Here is a 20,428-nt window from a genome sequence, read left to right as displayed (position 1 = left end):
AGGTCAATTCACCCCAAGTTTTTCTCGTAGGCTGCAAGAATTTAACAGTTGGGATCGTCGCTAAAACTTCGGATTTGCGAAGCGATTTCTTCTTGCTGATCAAATCTCGAAGCCTGGCACGCCTCAGATAATAGGCCATCGAACGCTTCTTCATCGCGTCAACTCCTTTTGCCTAACCATCACGATAGCTGATTTTGATTGCGCCGTCGTGAATATTTGACATCCCGCCGGCTGCCGGGCCTGCCGCCATCCTAATCACCCTGGAGATCGTCATGATCCGTTTCGCGGCGCTTGGCGCCTATTTCCGTCTGCTCATTGTCGTTGGCACCCACGCCGAGGCGCAGACCGTCACGACCGGGGAATCGCTCTTCAGCGTGTTCAAGCCCTATCCGGTGGAGCTCGCGAGCGTATTGGTCGCGGCAGTCGTGGCGTGGCTGTTCAAGCTCAATCGCGAGAGGCTCGACCTGTGCGCAATCATCCCCGCGGATCTCGATCGCATCAAGACTGGCCTGCTCATCCGCGGCCAGATCACTTACCACATGCCGCATGGGCTTTGGTCCATCTGGCAGGAGCTCCTATTATTCGCGTTCGGCCAATGCCTTCTTAAAATCGGCGAGACCCGGGCATGGATCCCGCGCTCCGCCTCCGGACACTCCTAAGCCCCGTTGGCCCCGTTGGCGCCCGCCGGCGAGGCCATTCTTGGCGTCAGATTTGGTCGGAGACGGCCAGCATGACGCAACAGGCCACCGCGACGGCGGCCAGGGCCACGAGGTAAAGCAAGGTCTCTGGCTTCATCGTCGGTCCAGGCGTATCATTGGCGTTCAACGGCGGGGCAGAATGATCGTTTCGGCTCGGTACGGTGACGCACCTTCCATCCGCCGTTGTTTGGCCTTGTGTCATTTTCGGTGCAGGGTAAGGAGATGCCCTTCTCATCGTTAAGCGACCCAAATGATCTCGCGCGTGCGTGCCGAGTTCTCGATTCCGCCTGGGCGAAAATTCAAGAGCTCAACCTCGTTCGTGGTGACCCCGAAGCCGAGCGCACCAGCCTGGCTTATGTTGTTGCTGGTCTGCTACAGTCAGGCGGCAGCGATAATGAGCTCATAGAAGCTTCCATTGCGCGGTTCTTGCAACGGGAACACGGCCCCTGATCTGGCGTTCATCGCCCAGCGCCCGCTGGTCCCTGGCGCGAGGCTGATCCTTCTATTTGGAACCGTTTTAGCTGCGTTTGGTTTGCAAAGAGAGCAACCGACGGAGTTGAGGCATGCCAAAATATCGCTTCACCACAGACGATGGCCGCTTGCTCGATGTGAGCCCCGATCGCCTCGACCTTCCGAACGATGAGGCGGCGGCTTGCGAGGCTCAACGCGCGCTGGCCGGTATGGCGACCGACCGACTTCCCAACGGGGCGCATCTCGACATGAGCGTCTCCGTTCAGAACGAGGCTAGTGAGGTGATTTATCAGGCCTCGCTGGAGTTCAACGGCGCGAACGGCGCGGAATTGCGTTCAAAGAATGCCCAGACTGACAGTCCTTCGACGAACGGAAGTCACCGGTCGCGGAAGGATAGCTCAGGCAGCGGCGGGCGGGTTCGATGAGGATCAAAGCAGCGCAACGCGAGTTAATAACGCGACGCAGGCTCGCTGCCTGTGCCGCGCCTCTCGCCGACACGGCTCGCTGCCCAGCTCCATGTCGGCGAGAGGCAATTTAATTATCTGCGGGTTGGCACCGGCGGGTTTCAAGGAACAATTTTGCTTGGCATCGGTTTCCTAAACCTGGTGGCTTAACCTGCTCTAAATGAAGGGGAATCACATGCGCAACGTGCTTGTCACGTCGATCTTCTGCGCCCTTCTTTCAACAGCCGCGCTGGCGCAGACCTCGACCACGTCACCGACACCGTCGCCGAACGCACCGGCAGATGCCAATGCACCGCTTCCGGGCGCCAACAGCTTCACCGAAGGCCAGGCCAAGAGCCGCCTGGAGGCGAACGGCTACACCGAGGTCAGCGAGCTCAAGAAGGACGACAACGGCGTCTGGAAGGGCACCGCGACGCATTCTGGCGCCAAGGTCAACGTCTCGGTCGACTATCGCGGAAATATCACCCGCAACTGAGGAGGAAACCCAGATGACCCGCACCATCACCCGTGCTTACGACGACTACACGACGGCTCAGAGCGTCGTGGACCAGCTCGAGGCCGCTGGCGTTGCAAGTTCCGACATCAGTCTGCTGGGACGGCACGAAAAAGCAGACAACGACGACAGCAATGCCGGCGAGGGCGCCGGGATTGGCGCCGCAGTTGGCGGTGCTGCAGGGTTGCTGGCAGGCTTGGGGCTTCTTGCCATCCCTGGTGTTGGGCCGGTGGTCGCGGCTGGTTGGCTGGCTTCAACGCTCGCTGGTGCAGCAGCAGGCGGCGCCACGGGCGGCATCATCGGTGCGCTCACGAGCGCCGGGGAAGACGAGGAGAGCGCGCACTATTACGCGGAGACGGTCCGACGCGGTGGCTCGGTGGTCTCGGTCCGTGCGGAAGAGGTCCGCGCGGCAGAGGTTGAAGCTATCATGGATGGCGCCACGCCGATCGATCGAGAGGCTCGTCTTGCCGATTATCGCCAGAGCGGCTGGAGCCGCTTTGATGAAACGGCCGCGCCTTATCGTGACGGCGCAGTCTGATACCCCGCTTTTCCCGCTTTTCCCGCCGGTTCACGCTGGCTAGGCGTTTCGATCGGCCCGGTCTCGCTCGCGCGGGGCCGGTCTTTTTTGTATCAGATGATTCGATCGAACAGCTCGGCAAGCAGACGCCTATGGCCATCGCTTCGACCTTCCCCATCCGCCGAGTTTTGACGCCGCGCGATGCGACAAACACAGCGCGAGAGATCATCACCGAACCTGCCTGAACAGGAGCCAACCCCGCCAGAAACGAATTCAGCGCTGGATAAGAACTGGGGGCAACCTCAGTGGCACTCGCAGTTCGCCGTCTCAAGCTGCCGAACGCGCCAGTGCCCCCGACGGCCGCGCCGAAATGGATAAGTGCATGCGGGAGCGCCAGCGCACGCTTGTAGCAAACCAGCCCTGCGTAGAGCGGGAACTGGATCAGCGAACTGAGCAATAGTATCCAACTGTCGATCTGGGCATATGCAAAGATCATCGACCACGGGAGCAAGATGCTGGGTGGAACATTTGCGCCATGCCCGGCGCCCATGCTGAAAAGCGACACGAAAATCGTAGAGACGCTTAACAAAAGGCCGATTGCCAACGGTCTGATTATCTTGACTCCGTATCACTGCCAAATTTTGGGCGTTGCGATAGGCGAAATTCATTACTACGGCGGGGACGAGCGATATTTACGCCCGAGGACGAACAAATGTTTCCTCGCGACGCCGGTTCAGATTCTATGATGCGATTGCCAGAACGAGAGCAATCACAAGCAACAATGGCCCAATCCACTTGAAATGGCCAAGGAGAGTTGTCACCCAGGATGGTTGGCTGGCAGGGTTGCCGGGGGTCGGCAGGTAACCCAAGCCGACTGCTGTCATCCATAGCCCCACGCAAAACATGATAAGCTCGTCGATATAAGCTGCGATCATCGCCCTGCCTTCGGTGCTCTATGACTATCCGCCTTCGACGCTCAGAAGTCAGAGTTTAAGCCTGTTGACTGACATTCCGTGGCGGCAGCGACAGCGCCAACAGCCAGCTTCAGCACGCACATCCGCCGTTGCCGCTCCGGCCTCCCCTGGGCGAAGATCAGCGTGTCAGTTGGGGCGATCTCGCATTCGTGCTTCCACTCCTACGACCAGGTCGACACTTCTCGGCCGGCGAGGCGGGAGTAGGCCATGGGCGGTTGACAGGCGGGGGGGGCAGGGCGGCTGAATCTCTTTGATAGGCGCAACCGAGCCTGTAGCCAGATTCGGCTCGTTTAGTCCTTGGGTATCGCGGAATGCGTTCCGGACTGCTCATCGAAGGTAGACTTGTCTTTTGACATTGACGCACCGCCCGTCGGCTGTGCCGGATGAGGGAGCTGTGGGGGCAGTCGCTAGGAGAAGCCCTATGGCCGGCCCCGCAGAACGGATCGAGATCATCGCGCGCGCAATGTGCCGATCAGCAGGATTTGATCCAGACGAACTGATTGAGACCGATGCGCATCACACTCGATGGCATTCCATGCAGCCTGCTAAGGAGCAGATTGAGGCGTGGCGGCGATACCAAATCGCGGCAGAAAACTTCTGCGCAGTGAGCCGAGACCTTTTGGAGGTCGATCGTCGGCACTAGGCTCGGATGCTTAGTCAGAGCTCGCATCGCGTGAGTGTTCGTCCGCTCGACGCAATCGCGAATAGGCAATCGTCGATGAAGCGCACCGGTGTGCCGTCTTCCATTTCGTAACGGGTGACGTTCAGATCCGCGAACGGTCGATAGACAATGACCGCGAAGCGCTTGCCGTCCTGGTCCTGGCTCAGCTCGCGGGAGATTACTTGGCGGTCGTAAGCTGGACTGCTGACGATTTTTTTGGCTGAGCCTGGCGAGTGCGGCTGGGTACGCATCGCTACCTCCTACGTGACTGACGGAGGTTCAACCCCCCGGGGCGGCAGCCGCGTTCCACTGGCGCTCGCCGGGGTTAGCGAACTGCACACGCTCCCTTGGCATCGCAGCCGTCCGCTCACGCATTTCCCACAGTGCCAACGCCAACGTCAGCAGAACGAGTTCGACCTCTTCCGGCGACTGTTCAATGACGCCAGATAGCTCCTCTATACGCTGCAGCACGCGCTCGCGATCGTCCTCGCTCTCGATTGCGTTGATGGTCTGCTGCATATGTCTGCGTGCTTCTTATTGAAGATCTCTCAGATGATTCGCCCGCAATAGTTGCATATCGACTAATTCGTGACGTCTTTTTGGGTAAATTTTGCCGATTCAGGAACGCGGTCGATCGGCTGACGTTGAGTCGCCAGTTCAGTTGCGTTCCAGTGGTGTTGAGTATGGCGAGGCAGCCGCGTCGCGTCCTAAAGGCTATGCCTGCCGGCGACGCACTTCAGAGTGCGCCAGTCAAAGCGCGTCGCGGCGCTGCCAAACCCGATCTGTTCGCCGATCCAATGCCGGAGCGCATCGAGCCGTGTCTCGCACTCCTTCAGTCCAAGGCGCCACAAGGGCCGGACTGGGCTTTCGAGGTGAAGTGGGACGGCTACCGCCTGGCGATCCATCGCGACCATCGCGGCGTTAGGGTAATCACCCGAGGCGGTCATGACTGGACGGACCGCTTCCCTTCAATCGCTGCCGGAGCAGCCGAGATCGACGCGAATAGCTTCATCCTCGACGGCGAGGCCGTGGTGCTCGACGAAGCTGGCCGGGCTGATTTCGGTTTGCTGCAGCAAGCGCTTGGTGGTCGCGGCGGCAAGGCCAGGGCTGAGCGCGCCATGCTATTCGCCTTCGATCTGCTTTATCTCAACGGGCATGACCTGACCCGCATGGCATTGGTCGAGCGACGGCAAATGCTAGAGGACCTAATCGACCATGAAAGCGCAGCGATCCGACTGAGTGAAGAAGTTGATGCGGAGGGGGCTGAGTTTTTGGCGAGCGCCTGCAAGTTCGGCCTCGAAGGGATCATTGCCAAGCGCCGCAATGCGCCCTATCGCTCGGGCCGCGGCGGCGACTGGCTGAAGATCAAATGCGTCCAGTCTGACACCTTCCTGGTCATCGGCTATGAGCCGTCCACAGCTGCAATAGGGGGCATCGGCAGGTTGCTGCTCGCCGCCCATGGCAACTATGGCCTGGCTTACGTCGGCAGCGTAGGCACTGGCTTCACGCATCGGAGTGCAGCCGAACTGTGGAAGCAGCTCGAGCGGATCACGGCTGCAGCGCCGCCGGCGCGCGGCGTCTCCGAGAAGGGCGTGATCTGGGTGAAGCCGAAGCTTGCGGCCGAAATCGCCTACCGCGGCTGGACGCACGATGAGAAGCTGCGCCATGCATCGTTCAAGGGATTGCGCGAGGAGGCTGACGAGGCGAAGGTTTATCGGCTGGGCTGAACCTGCCTGTCCTTATTTCAATCCCAAAAGTCCGAGGACGAAGGCGCCTGCGATCAATGCGCAGCCAAGGCCGGCGGCCATCAGGATGCAGCCCAGCGGGCGCTGAGATCCCATCGCTTCTTTCCAGTCCGCTTTGAAGTCCACCTTGCTGGGCGATAACTGCTCCTAGGTTATAGGGGTTCCAAACTGTGTCTATCATGCGCTAGGCGGATCTTAGTATTCCGCTCCTCCTCAATACTTCCGGCCGCCTTCGGCGCGCGCCCTCACCATCGCCATGTGCTCGATGTGGTGCTGCCAGCCTTCGGCGCCGATGTGCTCTTGGCAGCGCCCGAACGCCGCGCGAAACGCCACCATCGCCTGCTCCCTCGTCGTTTCAGAGCCCTCCGGGGTCGGCACTCCATGGCTGAAACGTCCAGCATGCAGGGCACGACACAATGCCAGTCCGGTGGGTTATCGGTCCGCCCCGGGTTCAGAACGATGACGCCGACACCGACGCCATCGCATTCCACCTTCCAGAACTTGTCGTTTTCCTCGGGGCCCGAGAGATCGTTGTACGTTCGGCGGAGCGTCAGATTGGGTGTCACAGCGCTCTGATCTGCTCTTCGAACTCTTCCGGGATCGCACCATGGCGGGCAAGGACATCGAGCGCGCTGACCTCGCCGGTCTCATCATCCGCGGTGACGTGGATGACTGCGACGCCTTCCGCAGTGCGGCCCAGGCGCTCGCCTTCATTCAGAGCGTGATGCTTCGTCTTCGCCGGGAGGCGCTGGCCGGGTACCAGGCGCTTGCGATGCGTCTTGAAAGGCTGGAGAAGAACGTGTCGACAGTGGGCATGACTTGACTCGCTGATGCGGTTTGTTCTCTTAATGTTCTCATGTCGAGGACGCAAGCCATATCCCCTGAACCTGAGTGCGATTCCGCCTGTGTCGCCGCGGACGTGCGCCCAGCTCGTCAACGGCAATGGCGCTTTCCGCAACGCAGGCGGAGCAGACCGATGCAGGCACGACCCGTGACGATCGGCCCGCTGATGCTGCTGGCGCGGTTTACCAACCGCGTCTGTGCGGGCTTCCCGTCGCCGGCTGACGACTACATCGACGCGCCCATCGATCTGTCTCGCGAGCTGATCAAGAATGCTCCGGCAACCTTCATCATGACGGTGGCGGGAGACAGCGCCATCGATCTCGGCATCTTTGACGGCAGCATCATCACCGTTGACCGATCGCTCGTGCCTCGGGATGGCGATCCCGTGGTGGTCGATGTCAATGGCGAGCGCAGCGTGAAGGTCTTCAAGATCGAGGCTGGCCGCACGTGCCTGGCCTTCGGAAACCATCGCTACCCCGAGTTCGATCCAGGCAGTGATCCGGAGATCGCGATTTTCGGGGTGATAACCAATGCTGTGAGACGCTTCCGCAAATGACAGCCTCGTTTGCTCTGATCGATGGCAACAGCTTCTATTGCTCGTGCGAACGCGTCTTCGATCCAAAACTTCGCGGCAAGCCGGTCATCGTGCTTTCGAACAATGATGGCTGCGCGGTGGCGCGGACGAGCGAGGCCAAGGCCCTCGGCATCAAGATGGGCGCGCCGATGTTCAAAATCCGCGAGCTGTGCAAGCGGGAGGGTGTCATCGTCTTCAGCTCAAACTATGCGCTCTATGGCGACATGAGCCGCCGCATGAACACGGTCTATGAGCGGTTCGCATCCGACATCGAGGTTTACTCGATCGACGAGAGCTTTCTCGACATGACCCCGGTCGCGCCGGAGCATCGGGAAGAGCTCGGCCGCGACCTGCGCGCGACCGTCTCCACCTGGACGGGCGTTCCGACCTGCGTCGGCATCGGTCCCACCAAAACGCTGGCGAAGCTCGCCAATAAGATCGCGAAGAGCACGCCGCAACTGCGCGGCGTCTGCGACCTGACCAGTGACGAGGCTAGGCGCGAATGGCTACCGCTCGTCGCCCTGGAGGACATTTGGGGGGTCGGGCGCGCCAGTCAGGCAAAGCTTGGAGCCTTCGGCTGCAAGACAGCCGCTGATGTCGCGGGGCTCGACCCCAGGCTGGCGCGGCAGACGCTGACGGTTGTCGGAGAGCGCATCGTACACGAGCTGCGCGGCCGGCCCTGCATCGAATTGGAGGCCGTCGCGCCGACGCGAAAGGGATGTGCCGTGACCAGGTCATTTGCCGGCCGCGTCGAGAGCCTCGAGATGATGCAGGAAGCCGTTGCCGCTCATGCGACACGCTTGGGCGAAAAGCTTCGGCACCATGGCTTGGCGACGGACCACGTTACGGTCTTCTTCCACACCTCGCCGTTCGACAGCGGCCCGTCGCGCTCGGTTTCGACAACCGTGGATTTTCCGGAGCCCAGCAACGACACGCTGGTTCTTGTGCGGGCGGCCAAGTGGGGCGCTCGCCGCATCTGGAAGCCGGGATACCGCTACGCCAAGGCCGGGTTGATGACGGTCGATCTGGTGGCGCCGGCGGTGTCGCAGCGTGCCTTGATTGGCGCTCTCGACCGCGAGCAGAGCGGCAAGCTTATGGCAGCTTTGGACGCCTGCAATCAGAAGCATGGCCGCGGCACTGTCTATCCGGCGGCTGCCGGAATCGCGCGTCAGCAAAAGGCCTGGTCAACGAAGTTCGAAATGCGCTCGCCGCGTTTCACGACGCGGCTCAACGAGGTGCCAATCGTCGGGAATGCGGGCTGGTCTCAACGGGATGTGCGTCCGCTTGTTCCGCGCGACGGGGTGGCGTGCGAAATGGCCGAATCTATAGCTGTGAGCGCCGCCTCCATCGGCGAGTCATTATGCGTAGGACTGGAACGATCACGACTTGCTGTTGTTGAGCGACCTAGGTGGAGATCCTTCCGTTTTCACGAGGAAACGGCCGGAGCGACAAGGCGGATGAACTGACCGTCTGCTTAGCGTGAACGGAACGTCGCCTTCCTCTACGCGTTGGGCGCCCGGAGGAGCGTGCCGCCATGAACGAGCCCGACGTCCCGACGAATGCGACCGTGGCGGAACAGATCGTCTTCCTGCGCGCTGCAGCGGCAAGATGCCGCCGTCTTGCAAGCGCCACCGCGGATGTGGGCCTGACCGATACGTTGCTGGCGATGGTGATCGAATACGAGACAAACTTCAGGTGCTCCTGAGTTTGACGGAAGAAGATTCCGACGAAACTTCAACCGATACGAGCAGCCGGCTTTATGTCACCTGGCCTAATGGCGCGGCGAATTCGCCTGAAATGCGCCGCAGATACGCAGAGCATCTGGCCGCCTCCGCGCCGCCCGAGATCGGGTTGGGAGCGCAGTCGCCCCGGGCCGCAGTTGGTTGAGAGAAGTCCAGACTCATCGACGCCTTGCCTCGCCCCGCTCATGCGATGTCACGCATGATAGTTTTCGGGTGGTGGAACAGCTTGCCCCCCATTCCGTTTGATCCCCATCGGTGATGCGGCGCTCGGCATCGCCCCAGTTCAGCAAGAGGGATCATCCATGGAAAACGGATTCAAGACGATGTCTGAAGCCGCGGACGAAGGCCGCGACGGAACCGCGTCCAGTCAATCATCCGTTGAGGCAGCCTCTGACCGGCTGAAGGACTACGGGGTCGATACCAATGTGATGGCCGATGCTGCCGCGGACCGCGTGAGCGAGCTGCAGCGGTTGATCATTGAGGAGGTCCGTGAACGACCGTTGCGCGCCCTAGGCTGGGCCGCGGCAGTCGGCGTCGTGTTCGGCTTCTGGGCAGCGAAATAGGTCGTGGGCGGCCTGCTCGCCTATTTTGCCGCACGAGCAACAGCAGCTCTCAAACGGACGGCGGCGTCCTACGCCTTGATGGCGCTGAGTGGCCTCATCACGATCTTCGCCCTGGGTTACGCACTCAACGCCGGCTACGCCGCGCTGATGTTCCGCTACGGTGCGATCGTCGCCAGCCTTTCGATCGCCGGGGGCCTTCTTTTGGTAGCGGCGGCCTGCCTTCTGGCTGCGCGAATTGTTGGCGACCGACCTCGGGCGGCGCCTGCACCTCTGAACCTTCAATACGAAACTTATATGTTGCGTCGCACGAAATTGCCCGCGCTCGCGGCTGGCGCAGGGATAGCAGTCGTGGCCGCGGTGGCGGCTGCAGTAATTCGCCGCCGCAAGCGCACGCTTTCAGGCAAGCGCGACAACAGCACCCACTAGCCCTTTTCTTTGTCACGAACCTGCTCTCGCTAAGATCCGCCATTTCGTGAAGTTCGACTGTGACCAGCCGAGCATAGCTCGCGCGCTGAGCCTACTAATCCCTCAAAGAGTTCGCTCATGCCCCTCGTTGTCCTTGTTGTTGAAGATGATGCGATTGTCCGCATGGATACCGTCTCAATTATCGAGGAAGCCGGCTTCGAGGCGATCGAAGCTGGAAATGCCGATGAAGCGATCGTCCTCCTGGAAGCCCGGGCAGATATCAAAGTTGTCTTCACCGACATCGAGATGCCTGGGACCATGAATGGTTTGAAGCTTGCCTTCGCAGTGCGAGACCGCTGGCCGAGATCCAACGGATCTCGTCACCGATGATGATGCGGAAGTCGATCTCATAGGCACCGACGATGGTCCGGGTCGCCGTGAAGGCCGCCCTCACCCTATCCCGATCCGCGGGGTGAATGCGGCCCGAAAAGTCTTCAAACTTGACGTCATCGCTTTGAGGTACGGCCCACAGCTGGAAGCCCCGCTCATCCATGGCGAACACGTCGGTTTCAACGTTCCAGGACCACAATGCAACACCGCAGCGCTGATCGCACGGCGCAGGCTTGTCGCGCTCCAGGCGCTGGGGTTCGATTCAGGCTTCGGAGAACTCGGGCGAGGTCAGGGCAGCGGCCACTGCCATTCACTATAGAACACGCCGGGTTTAACCTAGTCGCTGTGTAGATCGTCCCATGGAGGCAGCATTTGCCCCGTCGGTTCGATCTTTACCGTTCAATCTCTCTTGGCGGGCCGCCCAGGGTCGAAGGCGCTGGAGGTTTCTGAGGGCTTCCAATTGGTTGCCGACATCCGAGCCTGGGAGGAAGCGAAGCAGGACAACGCGCCGCGGAGACAATGACGACTGCTCCCTGAAGCTTCCTACGACTTCGACAATCGCCGCACGTTGGCGCGAACCTTGCGCCGGTAGGCTTTAACGACAGAGCTAGGGTGGGCGCCCCCGATCAACTTGCCGGCGGCTTGCATTGCGGCCGACAGCTTCTCGTCGACCATCAGCTTGGCTTCCCGATCGGCTGCTGGGCCGCCGGTGGACAGCTTGATGGTGCGCAACCAGATCGCCTGCTGCGATTCATAGGCGAGCATCGATAGATCGAAGAACATGTTGGACATTTGTGTTGTGACCTCATGGGTGGGCATGACGTGGGTGGGCGGGATGCGGAGCACGCGAGCGATGGGCACCCCGGCCATTGGCTTAGCGTGACGCTTTGTAAAGCTTGGTCGCGATCTCGAACATTTCCTCGGGCGCATAGTCCGGGGTGAAGGCGGACGGGACGCCCGTGAACTGATGGATCTTGCCGCCCTCCGGCATGCCTTCGACGACCTCGAGCTCGCCTGGCGGATCACCCGGCAAGGCTTTTTCGCCGTTGCCCCAGATGCCGGACATCTCTTTGTAGTCGGAGGGGCTGAAGGTGTAGAGGCGCCGGTGTGAGCCCTCGTCGAGGTATTTCTGGCACTCCGGGATCTTGTCGAGATTGATGTTCGGGGTCGGCAGCATCTTCTCAATTTCGACGCCGGTGATCTGCTTCAGCGCCAGTGCATAGGCATGGGCGTGAACCGAGCCGCGGACCAGGAGGTAGCCGCAGACCTCGCGGCCAGTCGGGTCCGTCAGCGTTTCATAGACCCGGAGCTTGTGGAGGCGAGCGCCGCACTCGAGGTGGAAGTTATGCAGCAGGTCAGTCACGACATTGCCTGTCGTCGTGATGAAGTCGTTGTTCCAGGAGACGCCATTGCCGTTGACCGGCGTTGCACCGCCAGCATTGGACAGGAAAGCCGATGCCAGGCGGATATCCTGCATGGCGTTGTAAGGCGCGCCGGAGATGTCGCCGCCGTCTCCTTCATCGCCGCCGGGCTTGTCCGGCCCGTTGTTCAGCATTGCAACGCCATTGCTGACGAGCTCAACATGCCCGAGTTCCTCGGCCGTGATGCTCGCTACGAGATTGTAGAAGGGGCGCAGCTTGTCCTTGCTGCGGAAATTGAAGCTCTGGAACATGTAGTTCCCGAGAGTCGACATCTCGCCGTACTTCCCACCGAGCAATTCCTGAAGCGCGGCCGCGGCGTTCTCGTCTTTCTTCTTCGGGGCGGGAAGGTCTATCTGAAGCTTGTCGACACGTAGAAACATGATCGTCTCCTCATTGGCCCCAGCCGATTTTGGAGTGTGAAGAACGCGCGCCTAAGGGCGAAGGACGACCTTGATCACGCCGTCCTCCTTGTCGCGGAACTTCTTGTACATGGCGGGCGCGTCTTCGAGGCTGGCCGGATGCGTGACGACGAAGCTCGGATCGATGAGGCCTGCCTCGATCTTCGCAAGTAGCGGCTTTGTATAGGCCTGGACATGGGTCTGGCCCATTTTGAAAGTCAGGCCCTTGTTCATTGCAGCGCCGATCGGAAGCTTGTCGGCCATGCCGACATACACCCCCGGGATTGAGATGGTGCCGCCCTTACGGCAGCACATGATCGCTTCCCGCAGCACATGCATGCGGTCGGTTGCAAGGAATGTCGCCGCCTTAACCTTGTCGAGGATGGCATCCGCCGCGCCGTGTCCTGAGGCCTCGCAGCCGACCGCGTCGATACAGCTGTCGGGACCGCGACCATTGGTCAGGGCCATGAGCCGGTCGTAGACGTCGGTCTTCGAGAAATCGATCGTCTCGGCGCCGCCCGCTTCGGCCATGGCCAGCCGTTCCGGCACCTCGTCGATGGCGATGACCCGGCCAGCGCCGAGCATGAAGGCCGAGCGTATCGCGAACTGACCGACCGGCCCGCAGCCCCAGATAGCGACGAAGTCGCCGTCTTGGACCTGCGCGTTCTCTGCGGCCATGTAGCCCGTGGGAAAGATGTCGGAGAGGAACAGAGCCTGCTCGTCGCTGACGCTGTCAGGCACCTTGATCGGCCCGACATCGGCCATCGGGACACGCAGATACTCGGCTTGACCGCCACTATAGCCGCCCAGCATATGGCTGAAACCAAAGAGACCTGCCGGCGACTGGCCCATCGCCTTCGCCGCCATCTTGGCGTTCGGATTGGTCCGGTCACAAGCTGAGAACATGCCCTTCTTACAAAACCAACAGTCGCCGCAGCTGATCGTGAACGGCACGACGACGCGGTCACCGATACGCAGGTTGGTCACTTCCGAGCCGAGCTCGACGACCTCGCCCATGTTCTCGTGACCGAGAATGTCGCCGCTCTCCATCGTTGGCTGGTAGCCGTCGAGGAGATGCAGATCGGAGCCGCAAATCGCGCAGCAGGTGATTTTGATGATCGCATCCCGAGGATGCTGGAGTTGCGGGTCAGGGACTGTATCGACCCGAACGTCGCCTTTTCCATGCCAACAAAGCGCACGCATGCGTCATCCTTCCAAAGCGGGTTGAGGCACCCCACCGCGCGTCGGAGGCTGACGACAAGCTCGCTTTGTGGAGCATGACTACCCAACAAAGAGGCGGTTGATCTGTTCCGTTGCGCGGGAGCTAAATTCCGGACACACGAGCGGCGGGTATCGTCGCGAACCCCGCCTATTGGCTTCCATCAACAGGAACCTGTTTCGGATCGTCCAAGTGATCGAACAGTCTCGGACCGGCCCCGTGTTTCGACGCGGCGCTTGGTCCATCGGACGGATCACAAACAGTTCGGATGCACTCGCACAATCTCCTCCATCCGCTCAAGGTCGGCCCTTAAGGAGTGAGCTCCGGCCTGACCGAGAAATCGCGGAGAGCGGCCTGCCGTCGCGCCCATCCTCCGCATTGCCGAACCCTTCAGGAAGCGGAGCCGCTGAGCCGGAGACATACGGAGAAGCGTGTTCATTTGGCATTGCCGAGTCCATTCGCTCGACCAGTCCTCTCGGCCGACGAGATGGAAAAACTGGAGCGGGGCTGCGGCACGGCAGGACATCGTGCTCATTTGTCGTCGTCAGATCGCGTCACCCGGTACACCGCAAGGAAGTAGGCGACTAGCACTGCGATGACGGCGACGATGGTTGTAAGCGTGCGCATGATTGTCTCGCCGGCTGCGCGACGGTCCTATCGAAACGAGGCAATCCCGATGGCGCCAAGGATCGCGGCGATGACCAAACCCCAAATCAAAAGCGCTTCCATCAGTGGCACCTGGTCAGCACGCGCCCGGTCGACTCAATCTCGAACAGGCAATCGTCAACGAACCGCACCGGCGTGCCGTCTTCAAGGGCGTACTCGGTGACGCTTAGCTGAGGGAATGGCCGGTACACGACGACGGTGTAGCAGTTGCCATCCTCGTCCTGGCAGCGCTCGCGATAGAGTTCGCGGCGGGTTTGTGCGGGACGGGCGACGACTGTGTCGCTGAGCCACGACTGCTTCGGCTGGGTACGCATGACAAACTCCAACGCAACTGCACTGCTGACGAAACAGCCTTGCATCCCGACCGTTCCGATTGGCCGTTAGATTCTTCGAGACGCTCCGGAACGCGGCAGCTCGGTTGACGTTGAGTCGCCAGTTCAGTTGCGTTCCAGTGGTGTTGAGTATGGCAAGGCCGCGTCGCGTCCTAAGGGCTACGCCTGCCGGCGAAGTGCTGCGTAGCGCGCCCGTCAAGGCGCGGCGCGGTGTCGAGCAGGACCTCTTTGCCGATCCAATGCCGGAGCGCATCGAACCGTGTCTCGCACTCCTCCAGTCCAAGGCGCCACAAGGGCCGGACTGGGCCTTCGAGGTGAAATGGGACGGCTACCGCCTGGCGGTTCATCGCGGCCCCGATGGGTTAGGGTAATCACCCGAGGCGGCCATGACTGGACGCATCGCTTTCCCTCGATCGCGGCGGCTGCCGCAGAGATCGATGCCGCGAGCTTCATCCTTGAAGGCGAGGCGGTGGTGCTCGACGACGCCGGCCGGTCTGACTTCGGGCTGCTGCAGCAAGCACTCGGCGGGCGTGGTGGCAAGCGAAGTGCTGTATCGGCCATGCTCTACGCCTTCGATCTGCTCTACCTCAACGGCCACAATCTCACGCACATGGCGCTGAACGATCGGCGGCATCTGCTCGAGGACCTCGTCGACGGCGACGCCGGGCACATCCGACTGAGCGAAGAGATTGACGCGGACGACGCTGCCTTCCTGGCCCGGGCTTGCGAGCTCGGTCTCGAAGGCATCATCGCCAAGCGCCGTGATGCTGCCTATCGACCTGGCCGTGGCGGCGATTGGCTCAAGATCAAATGCGTCCAGTCCGACACCTTCCTGATCATAGGCTATGAGCCGCCTACAGCTGCGCTGGGAGGCATCGGCCGGCTGCTGCTGGCCGCCCATGGCAACTATGGCCTGGCCTATGTCGGCAGCGTCGGGACAGGCTTCACCCATGCGAGCGCAATGGCCCTACGACGGCAGCTCGATCAGCTCAACGCGACCGCGCCGCCGGCGCGTGGCATCAGCAAGAAGGGCGTGATCTGGGTGAAGCCGAAGCTCGCGGCCGAGATCGCCTATCGCGGCTGGACGCATGACGAGAAGCTCCGCCATGGATCCTTTAAGGGCCTCAGGGAAAGACAGACGAGGCGACGATCTACCGGCAGGGCTGATGTCCGCTTGCGACCCATTGCTGACACCGAGTGCTTGGTGTTCCATCGTTAGGCGACACCAGCGTACCCCGCAGCGCCTTTCGTCAGACTGCCCCAGCGGCTTCAGCGAGTGCGCTGGAAAACATCTCCATTGGTAGCTCTTGCGACAACGGAGTTTTAGTCACGATCGATGAGCCTTGAAACCGACCTGCCGGTCTCTGCGTAAGCCGTTTGGGTGGGTTTGCAAGGAGATCTGACCATGCAGGCCAAGATTACTGGACCTCTTGCGGGCTGCATCTTGCTGGCAGTCTGCAATACCGCTCCGACGTCGGCTATCGCCGAAGACCTTTGTGCGGGGTTAAGCGGAAAAGGACATTCCGACTGCTTGAAGCTTTCGTCGCGGATCAAGTCACAGCTGATGCTGCAATACAGCTCCCTCGGCGTAGGCTCGGGCAATAGCGTCAGCGGTGGCTCCGGCACAGCCGGCATCGGCGGTGCGGACGGCAGCGGCCGCGGCGGAAACGGGCCTTCTGGCAGCGGCAATGGCAACGGGTCGTCGGCCGGCAACAGTGGCGGCGGCGCGGGATCAGCTTCCGGCGCCGGCACCTCGCCCGGCCCTGGTGCCTGCGCGGCTTCGGGCTTGGCGTGACTGCCAGCGTCAATGCAGGCGGCACCCGCGCAGGCACCAGGGCCGGCGCAAACCTGAGCAACACCGGCATCAGCGCAACCGCCGGTCTCGGCGCTGATATCGGTGGTAATTCGGTCAATGGCGGCTTCGTCGCCGGCGCGAACTATGGAAATATCGGCGCTGGCGTCGGCGCGGGCACAAATGTCGCGGGCGCCAATGTCGGCGCGGGCGTCGGCGCCGGGCTCAATAGCGGCGGCATAGGGGTTGGCACTGGCGCCGGAGCCAGTATCGCAGGCGCCAATGTCGGCGCTGGCGTCGGCGCCGGAGCCGGCAATAGCGGGGTGGGAGCAGGCGGGGGTGCCGGAGCCGATGTCGGCGGCGTAAACACCGGCGCGGGGATCGGTGCAGGCGCCAACAACAGCGGCGTCGGGGCCGGCGTGAGTGGCGGTGGCAATGTCGGTGGAGCCAGTGCCAATGCCGGCGTCGGAGCCGGTGCCAACAATAGCGGCGTCGGAGCCGGTGTCGGGGCAGGGGCCAACGTCGGCGGGACGAGCGCCAGCGCAGGCGCCGGCGCAGGCGCGAACAGCGGTGGCATCGGAGCCGGCGTCGGAGCGAGTGTTGGGGGCGCCAGCGTCGGCGCAAGCGCCGGCCTCGGCGGAGGAGGCCTTGGCGCTGGCCTCGGAGCGAATGTCGGCGGGCTAGGCGTCGGCGTCGGTGCCGGTGCTGGCGAAGGCAGTTCGCCCAGCGGATCCGACGGCTCCACCCCGAGGTAAGACACAAAGGCGTTGCCTCCGCGATCGGGAGGCGGCACGCTCATCTTGCCCGGCCCCGCTTCTGTGGGCCGGGCCTTTTGGCGTTTCAATACCTTCCCTTGCCCGCCCGCGCGTCCACAAGCTCCATGTGCGTGATCCACTGGATCCACCGCTCATCACCAAGCCAATGACGGTAGGTGTCCCAGGCTGATCGGAACTTTTTCATCGCATCATCGCGCGTCTGAGCGACGCCTTGCTTCCCGAGGTCTGAGCAGGGGTCATGCACCTGTATTGTCCAATGCCATACGGCGCTCTGCTGCCATGCCTGGTGGACAATAGACCCGATGTAGACGCCTTCGCTGGTCGGTTCTGCTGGATGGGATCGTCGGGGTAGCTGCGGGACAGCACCAGGCTCATGCCGTCAATCCACCGAGACTGGACTTGCTTGCGGGGCGGGCCTGATAACGGTCACAGCGCCCTGATCTGCTCTTCGAACTCCTCCGGGATTGCACCATGGCGGGCGAGGACGTCGAGCGCGCTGACCTCGCCGGTCTCATCATCTGCAGTGACGTGGATGACTGCGACGCCCTCCGCAGTGCGGCCCAGGCGCTCGCCTTCATTCAGGGCGTGATGCTTCGTCTTTGCCGGCAGGCGCTGGCCGGGCACCAGCCGCTTCCGATGCGTCTTGAAGGGCTGGAGGAAGAACGTGTCGACAGTGGCCATGGCTTGACTCCCTGATACGGTTTGTTCTCATAATGTTCTCATATTGAGGACGCAAGCCATGCCAGCCGTGCCGTTGCCGGAAACGTCACCAATGATGACGATCGAGACCGAAATCGATGATGTCATTGCCGAGCATGGCAGTGAGCGCGCGGCGATTCGGGCGCTCCTGCTCGATCTTGCAGAGCTTGCACGAGACGGCGATCGCGCTTCCTCAAGAGGTTATCTGCGCGGGCTATTTTCGGAGGGCGCACGGCCGCTCCCAACCGATGACGAGCCGTGATGAAACCCCGCATCTGGAGACGACGCTTGAGCATTACCCCTGGATCATCGTCCGCTTCCGTTGCACGCGCTGCCGCCGTTTCGGCGATGCCAGGCTGGCTCGGCTTGCTGAGAAGTTCGGGGCGACTGAGACGATCGCCAGGCTGGTCGAGCGCTTCCATGCGAGCTGTCCGCATCGGCCAGCGATGCGCAACGGGCGGCTCGCACGTCGCCCGGAGCCGTGCGGCGGCTATTGTCCCGATCTCGGCTCCAACGTCCCGCCGGATCTGCCGCCAAGCCTGTCCGGCCTAACCGTGATCGAAGGAGGCAAGGATGGCCGTCTCCCAGCAGAACCGAGCCGAGAAACCCGTCGCCGTCGGATCGGAGGCGATTGAGCGACCGGTCGCCAACCTCCTGCGTGCGATCGGAAGCGTAGGTCAGACCGGCGAGCCCTACGTCATCACCCACACTGAGATGCGCGACCTCGGACTGTTCGACGCAGTCGAGGTCAGGGGCTGGACTATGGTCGTGGTCTCGCGCGCTTTCAAAGCCGTCCTCGAGCACCACGGCTGCTACTGCAGCGGCCCTTACCTCGGTCATCCGGAGGTCGGGGCTGACGACTACTATCTGGTCGATCGCAAGAAGGCCGCATAGGCTGCGCGCTGAACCGGAGACGCGCGGCATGTGCAACCTCTACAGCCATACCCGCAACGTGGAGGCGATGCGGCAGCTCTTCGCGCCGTTCAACGATGGCGGCGCGAACCTCGCCAACCTGCCGCCACAGCCGGGCATCTTCCCCGACTACCAGGCGCCGATCATCCGCAACGAGGATGGCGAGGCGAGGCTGGCGCTGACACGCTGGGGCTTGCCGTCTTCCAAGAAGGCACTGCTCGACGCTGCGACCAAGCGGGCGGATAAGCTGCGCGCCAAGAACAAGCCGGTCGACTTCGACAACCTGCTGCGCATGGAGCCAGACAGCGGAACCACCAATGTACGCAACACCTCGAGCTCGCATTGGAAGCGCTGGCTCGGCGTAGAGAACCGGTGCTTGGTGCCATTCACCAGCTTCAGCGAATTCAACCGCGACGCCGGTGGCGATATCTGGTTCGCCTTCGGAGAGGAGCGTCCGACGGTGTTCTTCGCCGGGATCTGGGCGCCCAAATGGAGGAGCGTTCGCAAGGTCAAGGAAGGCCAGGTCGAGGCTGACCTATTTGCCTTCCTGACAACCGATCCGAATGCCGAGGTCAAGGCGATCCACCCCAAGGCGATGCCGGTGATCCTGACGACGCCGGAGGAGTGCGCCGCCTGGATGACGGTGCCGTGGGACCAAGCGAGCGCGCTGCAGCGTCCGCTGCCAGACGGTTCGCTGACGATCGTCGCGCGCGGTGCGAAGAAGGACGGCCCGCCGGAAGTGCTCGCGGCTCTGGCCGAAAAGTCGACACAGGCGACGCTGCTCTAATGGGCCACTGGGAACAGATCGGCGTCGAGAACCGCAAGAGCCGCGAGCGGCAGGCCAAATGGCCGCGCTGGCGGCGGGAGCTCTATCGCTATGGGAACACGGCGACCATTGCAGCCGTTTGGATCGCCTTACTGGCGACAGGGCTTTGGCTGTTCGGCCTGCTCTGAGAGGTGATCGGGTTCGATCTTGTCGCTGCGCCATTCGCTGACCAGGGCGGATGATCTGCATGGGGCCGGAGCCGCAGCCCGGCAATCGCAATCATAGTCTCGGGCTGGGAGGACTATCGGGCTCATCCCTGGTTGCCCTCAATAAGCGCGAGGATAGCCGCCGATTTCCATTCATACGCTTGGCGGACACCGGCCTCCCATGCCCTGCCTTCTGGTGTGTCAGCCCTCGGGCGACGAATCCAGACCGCGATCAACTTTTCGACGTCGCTGGCGTCGAGTGCCTCTTTCAGACCCTCCAGCCGGCCGGCAACACGAGCTTCGCTGACCAATTGCCTGCAATCGTTACAGCTGACCGCTTCCGGCATTTCCCCTCCCGACGACTGGCGCTCCGACCTACTGACGCGGTGGCGCTACCTGTAGATCCGTAGGATTCTTCGGCAAGTCTCGCTGATCGACCTGGCCTGACTGCCGTTCGCGCTGCGTGTCAGCATGATAGAGGTTGAAGCCCACGAATATCGCCAGGATCATGGCGCCGAGCGTGGCGACCGCCAATAGTGCAGCGATGCCGGCCTTTTTAGGCGGAGGAGGATCGTGGTCCATCAGGCTCGCTCCCAATAATGACACCCCCTCTTGGCAAACTGCGCAAGCTTCAAAAGGGCCGCATTCTTGTCGGCTTGTTCCAGCTCACGCCGGCATGCGCCCATCGGGAGTATATTTGT

At 61.9% G+C, this 20,428-nt stretch carries 28 protein-coding genes and 2 pseudogenes; 19 read left to right on the top strand and 11 right to left on the bottom strand.

All coding sequences use genetic code 11. The features are described 5' to 3' along the window. Positions 1-272 precede the first annotated feature (272 nt). From V7S63_RS25420 to V7S63_RS25405, 4 genes are all read left to right on the top strand, one after another. Positions 273-659, top strand: a complete 387-nt coding sequence (locus V7S63_RS25420; protein ID WP_336532302.1) for a hypothetical protein — start codon at positions 273-275, stop codon at positions 657-659. A gap of 602 nt (positions 660-1,261) precedes the next feature. Further along, a complete protein-coding gene (locus tag V7S63_RS25415; protein WP_336532301.1) occupies positions 1,262-1,594 on the top strand; it encodes a DUF6894 family protein in 333 nt (110 codons plus the stop codon). A gap of 214 nt (positions 1,595-1,808) precedes the next feature. Continuing rightward, positions 1,809-2,108, top strand: coding sequence for a PepSY domain-containing protein (locus tag V7S63_RS25410; protein WP_336532300.1), 300 nt, complete (start codon positions 1,809-1,811; stop codon positions 2,106-2,108). Between the two features lie 13 nt (positions 2,109-2,121). Continuing rightward, positions 2,122-2,664 (top strand): hypothetical protein, encoded by a 543-nt coding sequence (locus V7S63_RS25405; protein WP_336532299.1) that lies wholly within the window; start codon positions 2,122-2,124, stop codon positions 2,662-2,664. 1,610 nt (positions 2,665-4,274) lie between these two features. Here the strand turns inward: V7S63_RS25405 and V7S63_RS25395 are convergent. Together V7S63_RS25395 and V7S63_RS25390 are read right to left on the bottom strand one after the other, a co-directional pair. Continuing rightward, positions 4,275-4,529: a hypothetical protein gene (locus tag V7S63_RS25395; RefSeq protein ID WP_336532297.1), complete on the bottom strand. Its 255-nt coding sequence runs from the start codon at positions 4,527-4,529 to the stop codon at positions 4,275-4,277. A gap of 28 nt (positions 4,530-4,557) precedes the next feature. Continuing rightward, positions 4,558-4,797, bottom strand: a complete 240-nt coding sequence (locus tag V7S63_RS25390; protein ID WP_336532296.1) for a hypothetical protein — start codon at positions 4,795-4,797, stop codon at positions 4,558-4,560. 164 nt (positions 4,798-4,961) lie between these two features. On the opposite strand from V7S63_RS25390, the gene ligD (V7S63_RS25385) reads away from it, so the two are divergent. Continuing rightward, positions 4,962-6,005: a non-homologous end-joining DNA ligase gene (ligD, locus tag V7S63_RS25385; RefSeq protein ID WP_442896519.1), complete on the top strand. Its 1,044-nt coding sequence runs from the start codon at positions 4,962-4,964 to the stop codon at positions 6,003-6,005. A gap of 231 nt (positions 6,006-6,236) precedes the next feature. Here ligD (V7S63_RS25385) and V7S63_RS25380 read toward each other — a convergent pair whose 3' ends face one another. Beyond that, the gene (locus tag V7S63_RS25380) at positions 6,237-6,359 is read right to left on the bottom strand and encodes a hypothetical protein (protein ID WP_336532294.1); all 123 of its coding nucleotides are present in this window, start codon (positions 6,357-6,359) and stop codon (positions 6,237-6,239) included. 271 nt (positions 6,360-6,630) lie between these two features. Here V7S63_RS25380 and V7S63_RS25375 point away from each other — a divergent pair, with 271 nt between their 5' ends. The 7 genes and pseudogenes from V7S63_RS25375 to V7S63_RS25345 all read left to right on the top strand — a co-directional run bounded on the left by V7S63_RS25375 (position 6,631) and on the right by V7S63_RS25345 (position 10,540). After that, on the top strand, positions 6,631-6,846 hold the full coding sequence (locus tag V7S63_RS25375) for a hypothetical protein (RefSeq protein ID WP_336532293.1): 216 nt from the start codon (positions 6,631-6,633) through the stop codon (positions 6,844-6,846). Positions 6,847-6,999: 153 nt separating this feature from the next. Next, positions 7,000-7,422, top strand: a complete 423-nt coding sequence (locus tag V7S63_RS25370) for a LexA family protein (protein ID WP_336532292.1) — start codon at positions 7,000-7,002, stop codon at positions 7,420-7,422. After that, positions 7,419-8,687: pseudogene (locus V7S63_RS25365) on the top strand (Y-family DNA polymerase); the annotation flags it as partial. The gene V7S63_RS25370 and the pseudogene V7S63_RS25365, both read left to right, overlap by 4 nt. A 287-nt stretch (positions 8,688-8,974) precedes the next feature. Next, entirely contained in the window at positions 8,975-9,145 is a 171-nt protein-coding gene (locus tag V7S63_RS25360) for a hypothetical protein (RefSeq protein WP_336532291.1), read from the top strand. Positions 9,146-9,484: 339 nt separating this feature from the next. Further along, positions 9,485-9,745, top strand: a complete 261-nt coding sequence (locus tag V7S63_RS25355; protein ID WP_336532290.1) for a hypothetical protein — start codon at positions 9,485-9,487, stop codon at positions 9,743-9,745. Positions 9,746-9,748: 3 nt separating this feature from the next. Continuing rightward, entirely contained in the window at positions 9,749-10,171 is a 423-nt protein-coding gene (locus V7S63_RS25350; protein ID WP_336532289.1) for a hypothetical protein, read from the top strand. A 117-nt stretch (positions 10,172-10,288) separates the two neighbouring features. Continuing rightward, a complete protein-coding gene (locus V7S63_RS25345; RefSeq protein ID WP_336532288.1) occupies positions 10,289-10,540 on the top strand; it encodes a response regulator in 252 nt (83 codons plus the stop codon). Here V7S63_RS25345 and V7S63_RS25340 read toward each other — a convergent pair. The 5 genes from V7S63_RS25340 to V7S63_RS25320 form a co-directional block, all read right to left on the bottom strand. After that, positions 10,443-10,703: a PAS domain-containing protein gene (locus V7S63_RS25340; RefSeq protein WP_336532441.1), complete on the bottom strand. Its 261-nt coding sequence runs from the start codon at positions 10,701-10,703 to the stop codon at positions 10,443-10,445. The genes V7S63_RS25345 and V7S63_RS25340 overlap by 98 nt on opposite strands. Before the next feature lie 380 nt (positions 10,704-11,083). Then, a complete protein-coding gene (locus V7S63_RS25335; protein WP_336532287.1) occupies positions 11,084-11,332 on the bottom strand; it encodes a hypothetical protein in 249 nt (82 codons plus the stop codon). A gap of 82 nt (positions 11,333-11,414) precedes the next feature. Next, entirely contained in the window at positions 11,415-12,341 is a 927-nt protein-coding gene (locus V7S63_RS25330) for a manganese catalase family protein (RefSeq protein ID WP_336532286.1), read from the bottom strand. A gap of 51 nt (positions 12,342-12,392) precedes the next feature. Beyond that, positions 12,393-13,562 carry a zinc-dependent alcohol dehydrogenase gene (locus V7S63_RS25325; RefSeq protein ID WP_336532285.1) on the bottom strand — a complete coding sequence of 390 codons (1,170 nt, stop codon included), beginning with the start codon at positions 13,560-13,562 and terminating at the stop codon, positions 12,393-12,395. 744 nt (positions 13,563-14,306) lie between these two features. Beyond that, positions 14,307-14,558: a hypothetical protein gene (locus V7S63_RS25320; RefSeq protein WP_336532284.1), complete on the bottom strand. Its 252-nt coding sequence runs from the start codon at positions 14,556-14,558 to the stop codon at positions 14,307-14,309. Positions 14,559-14,707: 149 nt separating this feature from the next. Between V7S63_RS25320 and ligD (V7S63_RS25315) the strand changes: the two are divergent. The 3 genes and pseudogenes from ligD (V7S63_RS25315) (at position 14,708) to V7S63_RS25305 (ending at position 17,123) form a co-directional block, all read left to right on the top strand. Further along, a pseudogene (gene ligD, locus V7S63_RS25315) lies at positions 14,708-15,795 on the top strand (non-homologous end-joining DNA ligase). 186 nt (positions 15,796-15,981) lie between these two features. After that, complete coding sequence (locus V7S63_RS25310) at positions 15,982-16,371, top strand: hypothetical protein (protein ID WP_336532283.1); 390 nt, start codon at positions 15,982-15,984, stop codon at positions 16,369-16,371. Beyond that, entirely contained in the window at positions 16,368-17,123 is a 756-nt protein-coding gene (locus V7S63_RS25305; RefSeq protein ID WP_336532282.1) for a hypothetical protein, read from the top strand. The genes V7S63_RS25310 and V7S63_RS25305 overlap by 4 nt, the downstream gene beginning before the upstream one ends. A gap of 447 nt (positions 17,124-17,570) precedes the next feature. Here the strand turns inward: V7S63_RS25305 and V7S63_RS25300 are convergent, their stop codons facing one another. Further along, a complete protein-coding gene (locus V7S63_RS25300; protein WP_336532281.1) occupies positions 17,571-17,825 on the bottom strand; it encodes a hypothetical protein in 255 nt (84 codons plus the stop codon). Positions 17,826-17,916: 91 nt separating this feature from the next. On the opposite strand from V7S63_RS25300, the gene V7S63_RS25295 reads away from it, so the two are divergent. The 4 genes from V7S63_RS25295 to V7S63_RS25280 all read left to right on the top strand — a co-directional run bounded on the left by V7S63_RS25295 (position 17,917) and on the right by V7S63_RS25280 (position 19,709). Beyond that, on the top strand, positions 17,917-18,105 hold the full coding sequence (locus V7S63_RS25295; protein ID WP_336532280.1) for a hypothetical protein: 189 nt from the start codon (positions 17,917-17,919) through the stop codon (positions 18,103-18,105). 311 nt (positions 18,106-18,416) lie between these two features. Next, a complete protein-coding gene (locus V7S63_RS25290) occupies positions 18,417-18,737 on the top strand; it encodes a hypothetical protein (RefSeq protein WP_336532279.1) in 321 nt (106 codons plus the stop codon). A 28-nt stretch (positions 18,738-18,765) separates the two neighbouring features. Continuing rightward, complete coding sequence (locus V7S63_RS25285; RefSeq protein ID WP_336532278.1) at positions 18,766-19,542, top strand: SOS response-associated peptidase; 777 nt, start codon at positions 18,766-18,768, stop codon at positions 19,540-19,542. Then, entirely contained in the window at positions 19,542-19,709 is a 168-nt protein-coding gene (locus tag V7S63_RS25280) for a hypothetical protein (RefSeq protein ID WP_336532277.1), read from the top strand. Before V7S63_RS25285 ends, V7S63_RS25280 begins: the two co-directional genes overlap by 1 nt. A gap of 122 nt (positions 19,710-19,831) precedes the next feature. Here V7S63_RS25280 and V7S63_RS25275 read toward each other — a convergent pair whose 3' ends face one another. Together V7S63_RS25275 and V7S63_RS25270 are read right to left on the bottom strand one after the other, a co-directional pair. Beyond that, positions 19,832-20,074 (bottom strand): hypothetical protein, encoded by a 243-nt coding sequence (locus V7S63_RS25275; RefSeq protein ID WP_336532276.1) that lies wholly within the window; start codon positions 20,072-20,074, stop codon positions 19,832-19,834. A gap of 28 nt (positions 20,075-20,102) precedes the next feature. Further along, positions 20,103-20,309: a hypothetical protein gene (locus V7S63_RS25270; protein ID WP_336532275.1), complete on the bottom strand. Its 207-nt coding sequence runs from the start codon at positions 20,307-20,309 to the stop codon at positions 20,103-20,105. Between the last annotated feature and the right edge of the window lie 119 nt (positions 20,310-20,428).

The sequence above is a fragment of the Allobosea sp. CCNWLY174 genome (assembly GCF_037120455.1).
In the GTDB taxonomy this organism is placed as follows: Bacteria; Pseudomonadota; Alphaproteobacteria; order Rhizobiales; family Beijerinckiaceae; genus Allobosea; species Allobosea lupini.
Note: the sequence above shows the minus strand (reverse complement) of the source record. Positions and strands in the feature narration are given on the sequence as shown.

Coding starts and splice junctions, on each gene's coding strand:
- V7S63_RS25420 (WP_336532302.1), top strand. CDS start 273: ATGATCCGTTTCGCGGCGCTTGGCGCCTATTTCCGTCTGCTCATTGTC.
- V7S63_RS25415 (WP_336532301.1), top strand. CDS start 1,262: ATGCCAAAATATCGCTTCACCACAGACGATGGCCGCTTGCTCGATGTG.
- V7S63_RS25410 (WP_336532300.1), top strand. CDS start 1,809: ATGCGCAACGTGCTTGTCACGTCGATCTTCTGCGCCCTTCTTTCAACA.
- V7S63_RS25405 (WP_336532299.1), top strand. CDS start 2,122: ATGACCCGCACCATCACCCGTGCTTACGACGACTACACGACGGCTCAG.
- V7S63_RS25395 (WP_336532297.1), bottom strand. CDS start 4,529: ATGCGTACCCAGCCGCACTCGCCAGGCTCAGCCAAAAAAATCGTCAGC.
- V7S63_RS25390 (WP_336532296.1), bottom strand. CDS start 4,797: ATGCAGCAGACCATCAACGCAATCGAGAGCGAGGACGATCGCGAGCGC.
- ligD (WP_442896519.1), top strand. CDS start 4,962: ATGGCGAGGCAGCCGCGTCGCGTCCTAAAGGCTATGCCTGCCGGCGAC.
- V7S63_RS25380 (WP_336532294.1), bottom strand. CDS start 6,359: ATGGTGGCGTTTCGCGCGGCGTTCGGGCGCTGCCAAGAGCACATCGGC.
- V7S63_RS25375 (WP_336532293.1), top strand. CDS start 6,631: ATGGCGGGCAAGGACATCGAGCGCGCTGACCTCGCCGGTCTCATCATC.
- V7S63_RS25370 (WP_336532292.1), top strand. CDS start 7,000: ATGCAGGCACGACCCGTGACGATCGGCCCGCTGATGCTGCTGGCGCGG.
- V7S63_RS25360 (WP_336532291.1), top strand. CDS start 8,975: ATGAACGAGCCCGACGTCCCGACGAATGCGACCGTGGCGGAACAGATC.
- V7S63_RS25355 (WP_336532290.1), top strand. CDS start 9,485: ATGGAAAACGGATTCAAGACGATGTCTGAAGCCGCGGACGAAGGCCGC.
- V7S63_RS25345 (WP_336532288.1), top strand. CDS start 10,289: ATGCCCCTCGTTGTCCTTGTTGTTGAAGATGATGCGATTGTCCGCATG.
- V7S63_RS25340 (WP_336532441.1), bottom strand. CDS start 10,703: ATGGATGAGCGGGGCTTCCAGCTGTGGGCCGTACCTCAAAGCGATGAC.
- V7S63_RS25335 (WP_336532287.1), bottom strand. CDS start 11,332: ATGTCCAACATGTTCTTCGATCTATCGATGCTCGCCTATGAATCGCAG.
- V7S63_RS25330 (WP_336532286.1), bottom strand. CDS start 12,341: ATGTTTCTACGTGTCGACAAGCTTCAGATAGACCTTCCCGCCCCGAAG.
- V7S63_RS25325 (WP_336532285.1), bottom strand. CDS start 13,562: ATGCGTGCGCTTTGTTGGCATGGAAAAGGCGACGTTCGGGTCGATACA.
- V7S63_RS25320 (WP_336532284.1), bottom strand. CDS start 14,558: ATGCGTACCCAGCCGAAGCAGTCGTGGCTCAGCGACACAGTCGTCGCC.
- V7S63_RS25310 (WP_336532283.1), top strand. CDS start 15,982: ATGCAGGCCAAGATTACTGGACCTCTTGCGGGCTGCATCTTGCTGGCA.
- V7S63_RS25300 (WP_336532281.1), bottom strand. CDS start 17,825: ATGGCCACTGTCGACACGTTCTTCCTCCAGCCCTTCAAGACGCATCGG.
- V7S63_RS25295 (WP_336532280.1), top strand. CDS start 17,917: ATGATGACGATCGAGACCGAAATCGATGATGTCATTGCCGAGCATGGC.
- V7S63_RS25290 (WP_336532279.1), top strand. CDS start 18,417: ATGGCCGTCTCCCAGCAGAACCGAGCCGAGAAACCCGTCGCCGTCGGA.
- V7S63_RS25285 (WP_336532278.1), top strand. CDS start 18,766: ATGTGCAACCTCTACAGCCATACCCGCAACGTGGAGGCGATGCGGCAG.
- V7S63_RS25280 (WP_336532277.1), top strand. CDS start 19,542: ATGGGCCACTGGGAACAGATCGGCGTCGAGAACCGCAAGAGCCGCGAG.
- V7S63_RS25275 (WP_336532276.1), bottom strand. CDS start 20,074: ATGCCGGAAGCGGTCAGCTGTAACGATTGCAGGCAATTGGTCAGCGAA.
- V7S63_RS25270 (WP_336532275.1), bottom strand. CDS start 20,309: ATGGACCACGATCCTCCTCCGCCTAAAAAGGCCGGCATCGCTGCACTA.